The following is a 14071-nucleotide window of genomic DNA, read 5'->3' as shown; positions in this document are numbered from 1 at the left end:
GCCGCGCGACCATCTGCACGGTTCAGCTGCTCCGCATCGGTGACGTCCTCATGCTCACGATCGGGGATGATGGTGTGGGCGGCGCACACGTCGCCAAGGGACACGGCCTGGCCGGTCTGGCCGACCGGCTCCGGGCCGTCGACGGGGAGCTCACCGTCAGGTCGCCGGACGGCGGGCCGACGGTGATCGTGGCGGAGGTGCCGTGCGCGTAGTCGTGGCCGATGACGCGGTTCTGATCAGGGAGGGCCTGGTCAGGCTGCTGGAGGAGTTCGGCTGCGAGGTGGTCGCCACCGTGGGGGACGGCGACGCCCTCGTGGAGGCGATCGTCGAGCACAGACCCGACGTGTCGGTGGTCGACGTGCGCATGCCGCCGTCGTTCACCGACGAGGGGCTGCGGGCGGCGGTCGAGGCCCGGCGCCGGGTGTCCGGCGCCCCGGTGCTCATCCTGTCGCAGTACGTCGAGGTCTCCTACGCCGACGACCTGCTCGCCGACGCCCGTGGCGCGGTGGGCTACCTGCTGAAGGACCGGGTCGTCGACGTCGACGAGTTCCTGGAGGGCCTGCGACGGGTGGCGGCGGGAGGCACCGTGTTCGATCCGCAGGTGGTGTCCCAGTTGATGGTCCGCAGACGCAAGGACGACCCGCTGGCGCAGCTCACGCCGCGCGAGCGCGAGGTGCTCGGGCTGATGGCCGAGGGCAAGTCCAACCCGGCCATCGGGCGGCAGCTCGTCATCAGCGACGGCGCCGTGGAGAAGCACATCAGGAGCATCTTCAACAAGCTGGGCCTCTACGCCGACGACAGCGACCAGCATCGCCGCGTGCTCGCCGTGCTGGCCTACCTGAGGTCCTGACCTCAGCCTGACATCGACCGCCTGAGGTTGACCCCTCGGCCGGGCCCGCCGTGGAGCGTGCGCCGCTCTCCGGCCCCTCCTGGCCCTACGAGGGGTCGCCGGCCGGTCCGCGCGACGTGGCGCGCGGACCCGGCCGCCCGGTCCTAGCCGAGCGCGTCGACCAGCTTCTTTCGCTGCTGGGCGCCGAGGCCGCCGAGACGGCGCTTCTCGTCGACGCCGGCCTCCTCCATCAGCGCGGTGGCCTTGGCCGGGCCGACGCCCTTGACGGCGCGCAGGGCCTGGGACACCTTGATCTTCTTGGCGATGTCGTCGTCGCGCTCCAGGAGCTGAGCGAAGGTCAGCTCACCCGCCTTGACCTTGGCGAGCAGGGCCGTGCGGGCCGCGCGGGCCTCGGCCGCCTTCGCCAGAGCCGCCTGACGCTGCTCGGGGGTGAGAGTGGGAAGTGCCATCTCGTTCTCTCCTCGGGGAGTTGGGTTCGGGAAACTGTTTCCCGTGGTGCAGTGGCTAATCATGGCGGATACCAGCGGTTCGTGTTGCGGAAAGCGCCCGCTCAACGAGTCCGCCACACCAGGGCGGCCGCTTCGGCGCACGCCACGTCCTGGCTGATCGTGCCGCCGCTGACCCCCACGCCGCCGGCCACCCGCTCCCCTTCGCCGTTGTCCGCCCAGAGGGGGATGCCACCCCCGAAACAGACGAATCTGTCACCAGTCAGGCCGAAGAGCTCGCCGCCCGGCGCCACCAGCGGAGCGAGGTCCGCGGTGGCCGCGCGAAGGGCCACCGACGTGTACGCCTTGCCCGGCGCGAGCACCGGCCCGGCGATCTCCGCACCCGCCATACGCTGGAAAGACACCAGATGTCCGCCCGCGTCCACGACCGCCACCGAGACCAGCGCGCCCTCCCGGACGGCCTGCTTCAGAGCGGCCTCGGTCATGCGGAGCGCGAGTTCGAGATCCACGCGTTCACACCCCCGTCGATGATCATGAGCGCGCCGGGCCCTTCCATCCGTACAGCGCCGGGGGAGGGGGCGCAAGATCGCCTGGTCGGGGGTCGTGCCGCCGGAAGTTATTGCAAGATTTTCCCCTTGAGGGTGGAATGCGTCACATTTCGTGATCCGGGCGTGTCGGCGCCCTGGTCGGGGCCCCTTTCGCGCCATCTCTCCAGCCCTTCGGGGGTCAGGAAGGCGTCGAACACCGACTCCATGGCCCCCAGCAGGGCCGCGCGCCAGCCCAGCGCGGCGGCCTCGATCCGGGGCGGACGCTCCCGCCGGATGGCCATCAGCGCGGGCCGGCAGGAGTCCGTCAGGGCCTCGCCCGCGCGCTCCAGCAGCGCGACGCCGTGCCCGGAGAGCGTGACGACCTCGGGGTCGTGCGCGTTGACCAGGGCGGCGATGCCCCGGCCGAGCGCGCGGGCCCCGGCCTCGACCGTCTCCGGGCTGCTCGCCAGCACCTCCTCCGCCTGCGCGCGGCCCCGGCCGCCGCCGTGGGCCAGGCCCACGTGGCGCAGCAGCGCGTTCGCGCCCACCTCCTGGCCCCAGCAGCCGGTCGCGCCGCACGCGCACGGACGGTCGCCGCCGCCCAGCGGCATGTGGCCGAATTCGGCGCCGGGGCCGCTCGCGCCGTCCAGCGGCCGGCCGTCCACGACGAGGACGCCGCCGAGGTCGAAGTCCACGTGCAGGTGCAGGCCCACCCGGACGCCGCGCAGGCGTCCGCGCCGGGCCTCGGCCAGGGCGGCCAGGCCCGTGTCGTTGCCCACCAGGACCGGGTCCGGGCCGGCCGGCCGCCACGCGAGGCCCAGCAGCCGGGGCACGTCCACCGACCGCCAGCCCAGGTGGGCGATGTCCGCCAGCCCGTCGTGCCGGACCGGGCCGGCGAGGGCCACCCCGAGGCCGACCACCCGCCGGGACAGGTGGTCGGCCACCGCCTGGCCGAGCGAGGCCAGGGCGCCCTCCGGGGTGCCGTCGTGCGGCTGGACCTCCAGCACGCTCACCCGTCCGCCCAGCTCGCACGCCGCCAGCTCCCAGGCGTCCTCGCGCACGTCGGCGGCCAGGGCCAGCGGGCCCAGCGGGTGGGGGCCGGGCACCTGGGTGGGCCGTCCCCTGGTGTGCCCGGCGGCGGGCTCCTCGTGCAGCAGGCGGTCCTCGGCCAGGCCGGCGACCAGCACCGACGCCGTGCCCCTGCTCAGGTTGAGGTCGCGGGTGAGCTGCGACCTGGTACGGGTCGCCGCGCAGTCGTGCACCGCGCGCAGCAGCCGGACCCGGTTGTGCGCGCGAAGTTCGCCGCTCGTCGTAGCACTTTTCACGACTCCCAGCTTATGCTCTAGGCGTGAACAAAAGCCTCATTGATGCCAGACGGGCACGTGTCGGAGTCTTCGGTCTCTTCTCCCTGAGCGGATTCGTGATGGGCCTGTGGGCGGCCGGCCTGCCCTCGTTGAACGACCGCCTCGGCCTCGGCGCCGCCAGGCTGGGCACCGTCCTGTTGCTGATCTCCGGCGGCGCGCTGGTGTCGATGCTGGTGGCCGGGCGGCTGGTGGACAGATGGTCCAGCCGGCGGGTGTCCTGGATCGGCGGGCCGCTGTCGGCCGTGCTGCTCCTCGGGCCCGCGCTGGCCCCCTCGTACGGGCCGCTGATGGCGCTCGCGCTGGCGTTCGGGATGGGGCTGGGGGTGGTCGAGGTCGCCATCAACGCCCACTCCGTCGAGGTCGAGCGGGTCTACGGCCGGCCCATCATCTCGGCCTTCCACGGCACGTGGAGCCTGGGCGGGGCGGCCGGGGGCGTGCTGACGTCCCTCGCGCTGCGGGCGTCGGTCGACCCGCAGGCGCTGCTGGTGGCGGGGGCGGTCGTCGTCCCGTTCCTGTACCTGCTGGCCTGCCGCCTGCTGCTGCCCGACGCCGCCCGGCAGGCCGGCGAGCAGGCGGACGGCGGCGAGGGCGGCGGCACGCTGAAGTGGGCGCTGATCGCGCTGCTCGGGGTGGCGGCCTTCGCCGGGCACCTGAGCGAGGGCGCGGCCATCGACTGGGCCGCCCTGCACGCCCGCTGGGTGCTGCACACCGACCCGGCCGACGCGCCGCTGGCCTACACGATCTTCTCGGTCGCGATGACGACCGTCCGCCTGCTCGGCGACCCGATCAGGGCCAGGCTGGGCTCGGTGCGCACGATCCAGCTCGCCGGCGGCTTCGCCACCCTGGGGTACGTCCTGGTGCTCCTCGCCCCGGCGCTCGGCGGGCCGTTGCGCGTGGTGTGCGCGTGGACCGGCTGGGCGCTGGCGGGCGTGGGGCTGGCCACCGTCGTGCCGGTGCTGTTCAGCGCGGTCGGCGCGGCGGGCGGCCCGGTGGGGCGCGCGCTGGCCATGGTGACGGCCTTCGGCTACAGCGGGCTGCTGCTCGGCCCGGCGGTCCTCGGGTACGTGGCCGAGGCCACGCAGTCGCTGCCCGTCGCCCTGATCATCCCGGCCGTCCTGGCCGCCGTCGTCGCGCTCAGCGGCGCCCCGGGGATCCGCCTGCTCACGCGGCAGTCGCCGCCCGCCCCCGTCCCCGCCGAACGCCCCGCGTAGCGGCCGGACGTTCCGTGCGGCCGCGGGCGTCCCGCGTGGCCGCTCGGGCGTTCCCCACGGCCCTGGGTCGCTCCTGACGCGCCCGCTTCCCCGAACCCGGGGGAGCGGGCGCTCTTCTTTTGCCCATATGCCCGCTGACCTGGCGTTATGGGATCGTGACTTGACCCGGAAGTGAGGGCCCGGTTTCATGTGCGAAACACGGTAAACGTTTACAGACACTTTCCCGTAAACGTTTACCTTCTTGGAAGGACAGCCTTGGCCGACGGACCCACGATCACCACGATCGCCGAGCGCGCCGGTGTCTCGATCGCCTCCGTCTCGCGGGTCCTCAACGGCCTGCCGACCAGGCAGGAGACCGTGCGCAAGGTGATGGCCGCCGCCGACGAGCTGGGCTACGTGCGCAACGCCGTGGCCAGGTCGCTCAAGTCCCGGCGCACCCACCAGGTCGCCTTCGCCATGGCCGACGTCGGCAACCCCGCCTACCTGGCGATGCTGCGCCAGATCCAGCCGGTGCTCAAGGCGGCCGGCTACCGGCTCGTCCTGCACTCGACCGACGCCGTCGTGGCCGACGAGATCGACGTGCTGCACAGCCTGGGCGAGCGGTACGTGGACGGGCTGATCATGAGCCCGCTCCGGGTCACCGACGCCCACCTGCAGATGCTGGCCGCGGCCAGGGCGCCCGTCGTGATCATCGGCACGGTGCCGGAGGGCACGCCGGTGGACAACGTACGGGCCGACTCGCGCACCGGCGTCAAGCTCGCCGTCGACCACCTGCACGCGCTCGGCCGCCGGCGCATCGCGCTGGTCAACGGCCCGCCCGACACCTGGCCCGGCGCCTCGCGCGGCGCGGCCTACCGCGAGGCGCTGGAGCAGCTCGGCCTGCCCTACGACGACGACCTGGTCCAGATCGGCGACTTCTACCGCGCGCAAGGGGGCCGCGCGGTGGCCGAGCTGCTGGACCGGGCGCCCGACGTCGACGCGCTGATGTGCGCCAACGACCTGATCGCGCTCGGCGCGCTCGACGTGCTGCGCGCCGCCGGCCGCCGGGTGCCCGAGGACGTGGCGGTGGTCGGCATGGACGACACCGACCTGGCCGCCGCGTCCTGGCCGTCGCTGTCGAGCGTCTCGCTCGGCTCGGCCGAACGCGGCAAGGCCGCCGCGGAGCTGCTGCTCGACCGCCTGAACGGCGACGACGCCGCGCCGCGCGTGATCACCGTTCCGCCGCGCCTGGTGGTGCGGGCCTCGACGGCGGGCGAGACCTACGGACATGAGGGAGGCAGGACGTGACCGCGACCGTGACGACGGCGGCACCGCCCCGGCGCCCGCCTTCCCGGCGGCGTCCCAAGTCGCGCGGGAACCGCGAGATGTGGCTGCTCATGCTGCCCGCGCTGGTGCCCGTCGCGCTGTTCAGCGTCGGCCCGCTGCTGTACGGCATCGGCCTGGCCTTCACCGACGCCCGCAACACGCGCGTCCACGAGACCAGCTTCGTCGGCCTGGAGAACTTCGGCCGGCTGCTCACCGACGACGACTTCTGGGCCTCCTTCCGGATCGGCGCGATCTGGTCGGTCTCGGTGACCGTGCTGCAGTTCCTGGCCGCGCTCGGCCTGGCGGTGCTGCTCAACCAGAACCTGCGCTTCAGGACCCTGGCCCGGGTGCTCGCGGTGGTGCCGTGGGCGATGCCGCCGGTGGTCATCGGCCTGATGTGGAAGCTCGTCTACCACCCCGACGCGGGCATCCTGAACAGCCTGCTCGGCACGCACGTCAACTGGCTGGCCGACTTCTCGCTCGCGCTGCCCGCGATCATCGTGGTGGGCGTCTGGACCGGCATGCCGCAGACCACCGTGGTCCTGCTCGCCGGGCTCCAGGGCATCCCGAAGGAGCTCTACGAGGCCGGCGAGGTCGACGGCGCGGGCCGCTGGCGGCGGTTCTGGAGCATCACGCTCCCGCAGCTGCGGCCGGTGATCGTGTCGATCACCTCGCTCGACTTCGTGTGGAACATCAACCAGTTCGGCCTGGTCTACGTGCTCACCCAGGGCGGGCCCGGCGGCCAGACCCGGCTGCCGATGTTGTTCGCCTACGAGGAGGCGTTCCGCTACCGGATGGCCGGATACGCCTCGATGCTCGGCCTGGCCATGGCGATCGTCGTGCTCACGGTGCTCGGCCTGTACCTGTGGCGCCAGATGAGGGAGACCCGATGAGACGCGCCCCGCAGTACGTCGCGCTGGTCGCGTACATCGTCTTCCTGGCGTTCCCGCTGTTCTGGCTGCTGTCCACGGCGCTGAAGACGCCCCAGGAGATGGCGCTGGCCGACCCGACGTGGATCCCGCGCGAGCCGACCCTGTCCAACTTCTCCGACGCCTTCGGCGAGCAGGACCTGATCGGCGCGGCCGGCCGCAGCCTGGTGGTGGCGCTGTTCAGCAGCGTGATCACCGTGCTGATCTCGCTGCCGGCCTCGTACGCCATGGCCCGCTACCGCAGCCTGCTCAACAAGGTCGCGATCGGCTGGGTGCTGGTCAGCCAGGTCTTCCCGTTCATCCTGATCATCATCCCGCTCTTCATGATCCTGCGGGATCTGGAGCTGGTGAACACCCTGCCGGGGCTCGTCGTCGTGCACGTGACGTTCACGCTGCCGTTCGCGCTGTGGATGCTCCAGGGCTACGTGCGGGCCGTGCCGCGCGAGCTGGAGGAGGCCGCGGCCGTCGACGGCGCGACCCGGCTGCGCTCGATCGCCAGCGTGGTGGCGCCGCTGCTCGCGCCCGGCGTGGTGGCCACGCTGCTGTTCTCTTTCATCTCGTCGTGGAACGAGTTCCTGTTCGCGCTCGTGATCCTCCAGGACCCCGACGTGATGACACTCCCGCTCACGCTGGTGCGGTTCACCGGCCCCGAGGGGGTGGCCAGGCTCGGCCCGCTGGCCGCGGCGTCGCTCATGGCGACGATCCCGAGCCTGATCTTCTTCGCAATCATTCAGCGGCGACTGAAGTCCGGCCTGATGGCCGGCGCCGTGAAGGGCTAGTAGGAGGCTCATATGCGAATCAAGTCCGCATTGGCGGCGGCGGCCGTCGTCGCGTTCGCCGCCGCGTGTGGCGGCAGCGGAGGAGGGGGCGGTGGAGAGGCCGCCTCGTCCGGCGAGCCGGTGAAGCTCAACTTCCTCAGCCTGGCCTGGCAGAAGGAGTCCGTCGCGGCCAACAAGCAGATCGTCGACGAGTGGAACAAGGCCAACCCCAAGACCCAGGTCACCTACGTGCAGGGCAGCTGGGACAACGTCAACGACCAGCTCGTCACCCAGTTCGCCGGCGGCACCGCGCCGGACGTGATCCACAACGACTCGCCGGCGCTGGCCGGGTTCGCCTCCGACGGCTACCTGCTCGACCTGACGAGCAAGCTGCCCGCCGACCTCAAGGGCGACATCCCGCAGTCCGCCTGGGACACCGTCACCTTCAACGGCGGCAAGGGCGAGCAGGGGATCTACGGCGTGCCGTTCCTGCAGGAGTCGCAGGTCATCATCGCCAACAAGAAGCTCCTGGACGCCTCCAAGGTGCGCGTCCCCACCGCGGACAACCCGTGGACCTGGGACGAGTTCTCCGAGGCCGCCAAGAAGATGACCAAGGGCGGCACGTTCGGCGTGGCCTGGCCGATGAAGTCGCCGGTCAACAAGACGCTCAACCTGGCGCTCAACTTCGGCGGCACGTTCTTCCAGACCGCCGACGGCAAGACCACGGTCAAGGTCGGGCCCGAGGAGCGCGAGGTGCTCCAGCGCATCCACGACCAGCTCTACAAGGACAAGTCCGCCGACCCGGCCGCGCTCGGCCAGGGCACCGCCGACCCGCTGCCCGCCTTCTACAAGGGCAAGTTCGCGCTGCTGCCGGCCGGCGTCTACCTGCGCCAGCAGGTCGCCGAGCAGGCCCCGGACGACTTCGACTGGGTGACCCTTCCCGCGCCGAAGGGCACCAGCGCCCAGCAGGGCGCGGTCTCGCAGACGCTGTCGATCGCCCAGGACAGCAAGCACCCGGACGAGGCCATGAAGTTCATCTCGTTCTTCCTCAACGGCGCCAACCAGGCCAAGCTCGCCAAGGGCGACTGGCTGCTGCCGACCTCCCAGACGGCCGCCGCCGACCCGGCGATGACCACCCAGGACAACGGCTGGGACGTCGCCACCGCCTCCGCCAAGAACCTGGTCGTGGCCCCGTTCCTGAAGGTGAACGGCTTCGACGAGTGGAAGAGCAAGGTCGCCACGCCGGTCCTCCAGGAGTACTTCGCCAATAAGATCACCATCGACGACGCGGCCAAGCGGCTCGTCGAGGACGGCAACCAGGTCTTGGAGCGGTACCAGCAGTGACTCATCGCCTGAGGGCCCGGGGGTGTCTGCTCGGCCTGGCGGCCGGCGACGCCCTCGGCGCCCCCGCCGAGAACCTGTCGCCGTCGGAGATCCGGCGGCGGTGGGGCCGGCTCACCGAGATCGAGGGCGGCGGCACCGACGACACCGAGTACGCCATCTTCGCCGCCTCGCTGCTCGTCCGGCACGGGCACGCCCTGACCGCGGCCGACGTCGCGCGGGCGTACCGGCAGGAGATCATCCCGTCGGTGACCGGGCCGATGCGCGGCGCCGGGTTCTCCGAGCTGGGCACGATCGAAGCGCTCCGCCGGGGGCTGGAGCCGCCGCTGACCGGGCGCGTCCACCAGCACGGCTGGTCCGACGGGCTGGCCATGCGGGCGGCGCCGTACGGGATCTTCTGCCCCGGCGACCCGGCCGAGGCGGCCCGCCTGATCGAACAGGACGGGCTGGTCAGCGGGTCGGGCGAGGGCATACTCGGCGGCCGCGCGGCCGCCGGTGCCGTGGCCGCCGCCATGGCGGGCGGCACGCCCGCCGAGGCCGTGGCCGCCGCGCTGTCGGTGATCCCCGCCGACTCCTGGACGGCCCGCGCGATCGTCAGGGCGCGCGACGTGCTCGCGACGGGCGCGGACGACGACCTGGCCCTGATCGAGGCGCTGCACGAGGCCGTCGTGGTCCGGCACTACCCCTGGACCGACCTCGCGCCCGAGGCCGTCGCGCTGGCGCTGGGCGCCGTCCTGGCGGGCGGCGGCGAGGTGGAGGCCACGGTGACGTTCGGGGTCAGCCTGGGCCGGGACGCCGACACGATCGGCGCCATCGCCGGCGCGGTCGCCGGCGCGATCCAGGGAGAACAGGGCGTGCCCGGACGATGGGCCGCCAGGATCGGCCCGGTGAGCGGCAAATGCCTGCCCGTCGTGGCCGGAAGACACGTGCTGGACGTCGCCGACGAACTGGCGGAAGGACTGTAGATCATCATGTCGGGGGACAGAATCAGGGGGGCCTTCATCGGGCTCGCCGTGGGCGACGCCGCCGGCTGGCCCGCGGCCAGGCACCGCGCCGCCCTGCACGCGCCCTGGAGCCGGCGCCTGCACCGCGAGCTGGACGCCTTCGCCGAGGAGCACCGGGTCACCACGCTGCCGGTGCCGTTCGCGCTCAACCAGCCGATCGCGCCGCTGGCCGTCGGGCCGTCCGACGACGCCGAATGGCTGGCCTGGACGCTGCTGACGATCGACCGGCCGCGGGCCGCGGCGTTCCGGGAGCTGACCGGCGTCCGGGCGCGCATCTCGGTGGCCACCGCGCTGGACAACCTGGCCAGGGGCGTCGAGCCGCCGGCCTCCGGGCACGACAATCCCCACCACTTCGACGACGCCGCCGCCGTACGGGCGGTCGCGTTCGGGGCTCTGGGCAAGGACCCGACCGAGGACGCCCAGGTGACCAACGCCGGCGACGGCCTGCTCGGGGCCCAGGCCATGGCCGCCGCCGTGGCCGCCGCGGTCGCGTCGGGCTCGGTGGGCCAGGCCGTGGACGCGGCGCTCGCCGTCCTGCCCGGCGACACCGCCATCGGGCACAACGCCCGGGTGGCGCTGGCCGCGGCGCGGAAGGCGGGCGACCCGTTCGGCGCGGTGCCCGCGCTGGACGCCGCGCTGCTCGACCACGTCTACAGCTACGGCGTGGGCGCCGCCCAGACGGTGCCCGTCGCCTTGGCGCTGGCCGAGGCGGCGGAGGGCGACCTGGCCCGCGCCGTCCCGGCCGCCGCCTGCCTGTCGGCGCTCGCCGACTCGGCGCCCGCGCTGACCGGCGCGCTGGCGGGGGCCGCCAGGGGGTACGGCGCGATCCCGGAGGGGTGGCTCGCGCCGGCCCGCACGCTGGCGGGCTGCTGCCTGCCGGAGCTGGCGGGCAAGGATCTGATCGAACTGACGAAGGGAATCGCATGACGCCGCTTGAGGACAGGGCCACTGGCTGCGTGGCGGGGGCGGCGGTCGGTGACGCGCTGGGCGGCGCCACCGAGGGCTGGACTCCCGAACAGATCGTGGAGCGGTACGGGGGCCGCGTCGAGGGCATCGTGCCGCCGTACAACGAGGACTGGCGCAACGCCCGGCCGATCGCGCCGTACCACAAGGGCGACGGGCACATCACCGACGACACCCTGATGACGCACGCCCTGATCCGCGTGTACGAGAAGGTCGGCGGGCACCTGGGCGCGTACGCGATGGCCGACCACTTCGTGCCGGAGCTGATGGGCGAGCGGCGGTGGATCCCCGAGCTGGAGGCCGAGGCGCTGCCGCTGCAGCGGATCTTCCTGGCCGAGAAGTGGATCGTGGCCCGCCTGCACTACGGGCACGTCGACCCGCGCGAGGCCGGCGTCGGCAACATCGTCAACTGCGGCGCGGCCATGTACGTCGCGCCCGTCGGCATCGTCAACGCCGCCGACCCCGACGCCGCCTACGCCGAGGCCGTCGACCTGACCGGGGCCCACCAGTCCAGCTACGGACGCGAGGCCGCCGGCGTGATGGCCGCCGCCGTCGCCGAGGCCATGCGGCCGGGCGCCACGGTCGACTCCGTGGTCGCCGCCTGCCTGCGCCTGGCCAAGGACGGCACCCGCGCCGCCATCGAGGCGGTCTGCGAGGCCGCGGCCGGCGTCGGCCACTGGGACGGCTCCTTCGAGATGCTGCGCGCCGCCGTACGGCCCTTCGACACGGTCGCCGACACCTACCGCGACCAGGGGCTCGGCGCGCGCCGGCCGAGCCGGGTGCACAGCATCGAGGAGCTGCCGCTGGCGCTGGGCTTCCTGGTCGCGGCCAAGGGCGACTTCCGCGACACCGTGCTCGGCGGCGTGAACTACGGCCGCGACGCCGACTCGATCGCCTCCATGGGCGGAGCGATCGCGGGCGCCCTCGGGGGGCTGTCCGCGGTGCCCGCGCAGTGGGTGGAGCAGGTGGGGGCGGCCAGCCGTACCGACCTGGTCGCGCCCGGCCTGGCGATCGCCGAGGTGGCGCGCCGGGTGCACGCCGACGACCTGGCGCGGCGGCGCGCCCACGAGGCCGCCTTCGCCGAGCTGGACGCTCGATGATCAGGCTCACCTGGGTCCAGCCGGAGGACCTGGTCGGCCACGAGCTGCGCCAGGCCGGCGAGGACGGCAGGGGCGACCTGCCGCAGGTGCGCGAGCTGGCCGGACGGTGGCACGCGGCGGGCGGCCACGACGCCCCGCCGCGCGCCGGCGCCTCCGAGGCCGCCGCGGCCCGGCTGCGTCCCCTGGCCGAGAGCCTGCTGGACGAGCTGGCCGCGATCCCCTCGCCGCTGGCCGAGCCCTCCGACCTGGACGCCATCGTCGCCGCCTGCCCCGACTGGCCCGCGGCCGGGATCGCGGCCGGGACCGCGGCGAAGGCGGACCCGGCGCGGCTGCTGGGCGCCTGGCAGGGACGGGCGGCCGGCTGCGTGCTGGGCAAGCCGGTGGAGAAGATCCCGCGCGCCGGCATCAGGCAGATCGCCGAGGCCACCGGCAACTGGCCGATCACCGGCTGGTTCACCGCCGAGGGCCTGCCGGAGGAGATCGCGCGCAGGTGGCCGTGGAACCGGCGCAGCGCGGTCAACTCGCTGGCCGAGAACATCGACGGCATCCCCGAGGACGACGACCTCAACTACCCGCTGCTGGCGTTGTCCGTCCTGGAGCGCCACGGCCGCGGCTTCACCACCGAGGACGTCGCCAAGCTGTGGCTGGACGAGCTGCCGGCCGGCCGCACGTTCACCGCCGAGCGGGTCGCCTACCGCAACCTGCTCGACGGCTTCGAGCCGCCGGAGACGGCCACCCGCCGCAACCCGTTCCGCGAGTGGATCGGCGCCTTCATCAGGACGGACGTCTACGGCTGGGCCAACCCCGGCGACCCCGCCACGGCCGCCGAACTGGCCTGGCGCGACGCCCGGCTGACCCACACCGCCAACGGGATCTACGGCGCGATGTTCGTCGCGGCCATGTGCGCCGCCTCGCTGGTCGCCGGCTCGGCGCGGGAGGCCGTGGAGGCGGGCCTGTCGGTCGTGCCGCGCGACTCCCGCCTGCACGAGGCGGTCAGCCTGGCCGTCGCCGACGCCGCCCGCGAGCCGGACTTCGAGCGTGTCATCGACCTGCTGCACCAGCGGCATGGCACGCTGCACTGGGTGCACACGATCAACAACGCCGCGCTGGTCGCCGCCACGCTGATCCACGGCGCGGGCGACTTCACCGCCACGGTCGCGGGCGCGGTCGCCGGCGGCTGGGACACCGACTCGGCCGGGGCCACGGCGGGGTCCGTGGCGGGCGCGCTGATGGGCGGCGTACCGGACCGCTGGCTCATGCGCGACAGCCTGGCCAGCAGCCTGACCGGCTTCGACGGGGTGGGGCTCGGCGAACTGGCGCGACGTACACAGGAGATGATGGCCCCATGATCTCGGTTTTCGGCAGCGCCAACATGGACCTCGTCGCGTACGTATCCCAGGCCCCCAAACGGGGCGAGACGGTCACCGGTCACCGGTTCCGGACCGTGCCCGGCGGCAAGGGCGCCAACCAGGCCATCGCCGCGGCCCGCGCCGGCGCGCAGGTGGCCTTCCTCGGCGCGGTCGGCGACGACGCCTTCGGGGCCGAGATGCGCTCCACCCTGGCCGAGGCCGGCGTGGACGTCCGCGGCCTGCGCCAGGTGCCCGGCCCCAGCGGCATCGCGCACATCGTGGTCGACGACGCCGGCGGCAACTCGATCATCGTCGTGCCCGGCGCGAACGGCACCGTGACCGGGCCGTCCGGCGGCGACCTGGCCACGATCGCCGGGTCGCGGGCCCTGCTGCTCCAGCTCGAACTGCCCATGGAGGCCGTCGTGGCCGCCGCGGAGGCGGCCCGGGTCTCCGGGGTGCCCGCCATCCTGACCCCGGCGCCCGCGCAGCCGCTGCCCGACGAGCTGCTCGACGCGGTCACCATGATCGTCCCGAACGAGCACGAGGCCGCCGACATCACCGGCCAGGCCGACCCCGACGCCGCCCTCGACGCGCTCCTCGAACGCGTCGAGGAGGCCGTCATCACGCTGGGCTCGCGCGGCGCGCTCTACGGCGCGCGCTCGGGCGAGCGGCTGCGGGTGCCCGCGATCGAGGTCAAGGCCGTGGACACCACGGCCGCCGGTGACACGTTCGTCGGCGCGCTGGCGGTCGCGCGGGCCGACGGCCTGGCCCCGGCCGAGGCGCTGCGCTTCGCCTCGGTGGCGGCGGCGCTGTCGGTCCAGCGGGCGGGCGCCAGCACGTCGATGCCGGTCAGGGCCGAGATCGAGGACGCGTTGCGGGAGCTGTCCTAGCCCGTCCTTTGACGTCCGGCCGGGCGTCAAGGGA

The 14071-nt window shown here is 73.6% G+C and carries 14 protein-coding genes and 1 pseudogene; 12 read left to right on the top strand and 3 right to left on the bottom strand.

The window, feature by feature from the left end; genetic code table 11:
* A pseudogene (locus ACWCSD_RS16610) lies at nt 1-212 on the top strand (sensor histidine kinase); the annotation flags it as partial.
* Entirely contained in the window at nt 203-850 is a 648-nt protein-coding gene (locus ACWCSD_RS16605) for a response regulator transcription factor (protein ID WP_358285518.1), read from the top strand. The pseudogene ACWCSD_RS16610 and the gene ACWCSD_RS16605, both read left to right, overlap by 10 nt.
* A gap of 143 nt (nt 851-993) precedes the next feature.
* Here the strand turns inward: ACWCSD_RS16605 and mihF are convergent, their stop codons facing one another.
* From mihF to ACWCSD_RS16590, 3 genes are all read right to left on the bottom strand, one after another.
* The gene (mihF, locus tag ACWCSD_RS16600) at nt 994-1299 is read right to left on the bottom strand and encodes an integration host factor, actinobacterial type (protein WP_043641121.1); all 306 of its coding nucleotides are present in this window, start codon (nt 1297-1299) and stop codon (nt 994-996) included.
* A gap of 101 nt (nt 1300-1400) precedes the next feature.
* Nucleotides 1401-1805: a GlcG/HbpS family heme-binding protein gene (locus ACWCSD_RS16595; protein WP_358285520.1), complete on the bottom strand. Its 405-nt coding sequence runs from the start codon at nt 1803-1805 to the stop codon at nt 1401-1403.
* A 107-nt stretch (nt 1806-1912) separates the two neighbouring features.
* Nucleotides 1913-3148 (bottom strand): ROK family protein, encoded by a 1236-nt coding sequence (locus ACWCSD_RS16590; RefSeq protein WP_449915782.1) that lies wholly within the window; start codon nt 3146-3148, stop codon nt 1913-1915.
* A gap of 23 nt (nt 3149-3171) precedes the next feature.
* Here ACWCSD_RS16590 and ACWCSD_RS16585 point away from each other — a divergent pair, with 23 nt between their 5' ends.
* From ACWCSD_RS16585 to rbsK, 10 genes are all read left to right on the top strand, one after another.
* Entirely contained in the window at nt 3172-4398 is a 1227-nt protein-coding gene (locus ACWCSD_RS16585) for an MFS transporter (protein WP_449915780.1), read from the top strand.
* A gap of 255 nt (nt 4399-4653) precedes the next feature.
* Nucleotides 4654-5685, top strand: a complete 1032-nt coding sequence (locus ACWCSD_RS16580) for a LacI family DNA-binding transcriptional regulator (protein WP_352361218.1) — start codon at nt 4654-4656, stop codon at nt 5683-5685.
* Entirely contained in the window at nt 5682-6596 is a 915-nt protein-coding gene (locus ACWCSD_RS16575) for a carbohydrate ABC transporter permease (protein ID WP_357964307.1), read from the top strand. Before ACWCSD_RS16580 ends, ACWCSD_RS16575 begins: the two co-directional genes overlap by 4 nt.
* A complete protein-coding gene (locus ACWCSD_RS16570; protein ID WP_357706637.1) occupies nt 6593-7411 on the top strand; it encodes a carbohydrate ABC transporter permease in 819 nt (272 codons plus the stop codon). Before ACWCSD_RS16575 ends, ACWCSD_RS16570 begins: the two co-directional genes overlap by 4 nt.
* Before the next feature lie 12 nt (nt 7412-7423).
* Nucleotides 7424-8734, top strand: coding sequence for an ABC transporter substrate-binding protein (locus ACWCSD_RS16565; protein WP_352361224.1), 1311 nt, complete (start codon nt 7424-7426; stop codon nt 8732-8734).
* Nucleotides 8731-9696 (top strand): ADP-ribosylglycohydrolase family protein, encoded by a 966-nt coding sequence (locus ACWCSD_RS16560; RefSeq protein ID WP_397165790.1) that lies wholly within the window; start codon nt 8731-8733, stop codon nt 9694-9696. Before ACWCSD_RS16565 ends, ACWCSD_RS16560 begins: the two co-directional genes overlap by 4 nt.
* 6 nt (nt 9697-9702) lie before the next feature.
* Nucleotides 9703-10662 (top strand): ADP-ribosylglycohydrolase family protein, encoded by a 960-nt coding sequence (locus tag ACWCSD_RS16555; RefSeq protein ID WP_449915774.1) that lies wholly within the window; start codon nt 9703-9705, stop codon nt 10660-10662.
* On the top strand, nt 10659-11798 hold the full coding sequence (locus tag ACWCSD_RS16550) for an ADP-ribosylglycohydrolase family protein (protein WP_397165788.1): 1140 nt from the start codon (nt 10659-10661) through the stop codon (nt 11796-11798). The genes ACWCSD_RS16555 and ACWCSD_RS16550 overlap by 4 nt, the downstream gene beginning before the upstream one ends.
* Nucleotides 11795-13147 (top strand): ADP-ribosylglycohydrolase family protein, encoded by a 1353-nt coding sequence (locus tag ACWCSD_RS16545; protein WP_449915771.1) that lies wholly within the window; start codon nt 11795-11797, stop codon nt 13145-13147. Before ACWCSD_RS16550 ends, ACWCSD_RS16545 begins: the two co-directional genes overlap by 4 nt.
* Nucleotides 13144-14037, top strand: coding sequence for a ribokinase (gene rbsK / locus ACWCSD_RS16540; RefSeq protein ID WP_397165786.1), 894 nt, complete (start codon nt 13144-13146; stop codon nt 14035-14037). The genes ACWCSD_RS16545 and rbsK overlap by 4 nt, the downstream gene beginning before the upstream one ends.
* The last annotated feature ends 34 nt before the right edge of the window (nt 14038-14071 follow it).

This window comes from Nonomuraea sp. NPDC001684, assembly GCF_053596515.1.
Note: the sequence above shows the minus strand (reverse complement) of the source record. Positions and strands in the feature narration are given on the sequence as shown.

Bases quoted from the DNA above. Each gene is read 5' to 3' on its own strand.
- mihF (WP_043641121.1), bottom strand. From the start codon at position 1,299: ATGGCACTTCCCACTCTCACCCCCGAGCAGCGTCAGGCGGCTCTGGCG.
- ACWCSD_RS16570 (WP_357706637.1), top strand. From the start codon at position 6,593: ATGAGACGCGCCCCGCAGTACGTCGCGCTGGTCGCGTACATCGTCTTC.
- ACWCSD_RS16565 (WP_352361224.1), top strand. From the start codon at position 7,424: ATGCGAATCAAGTCCGCATTGGCGGCGGCGGCCGTCGTCGCGTTCGCC.
- ACWCSD_RS16555 (WP_449915774.1), top strand. From the start codon at position 9,703: ATGTCGGGGGACAGAATCAGGGGGGCCTTCATCGGGCTCGCCGTGGGC.
- ACWCSD_RS16550 (WP_397165788.1), top strand. From the start codon at position 10,659: ATGACGCCGCTTGAGGACAGGGCCACTGGCTGCGTGGCGGGGGCGGCG.
- ACWCSD_RS16545 (WP_449915771.1), top strand. From the start codon at position 11,795: ATGATCAGGCTCACCTGGGTCCAGCCGGAGGACCTGGTCGGCCACGAG.
- rbsK (WP_397165786.1), top strand. From the start codon at position 13,144: ATGATCTCGGTTTTCGGCAGCGCCAACATGGACCTCGTCGCGTACGTA.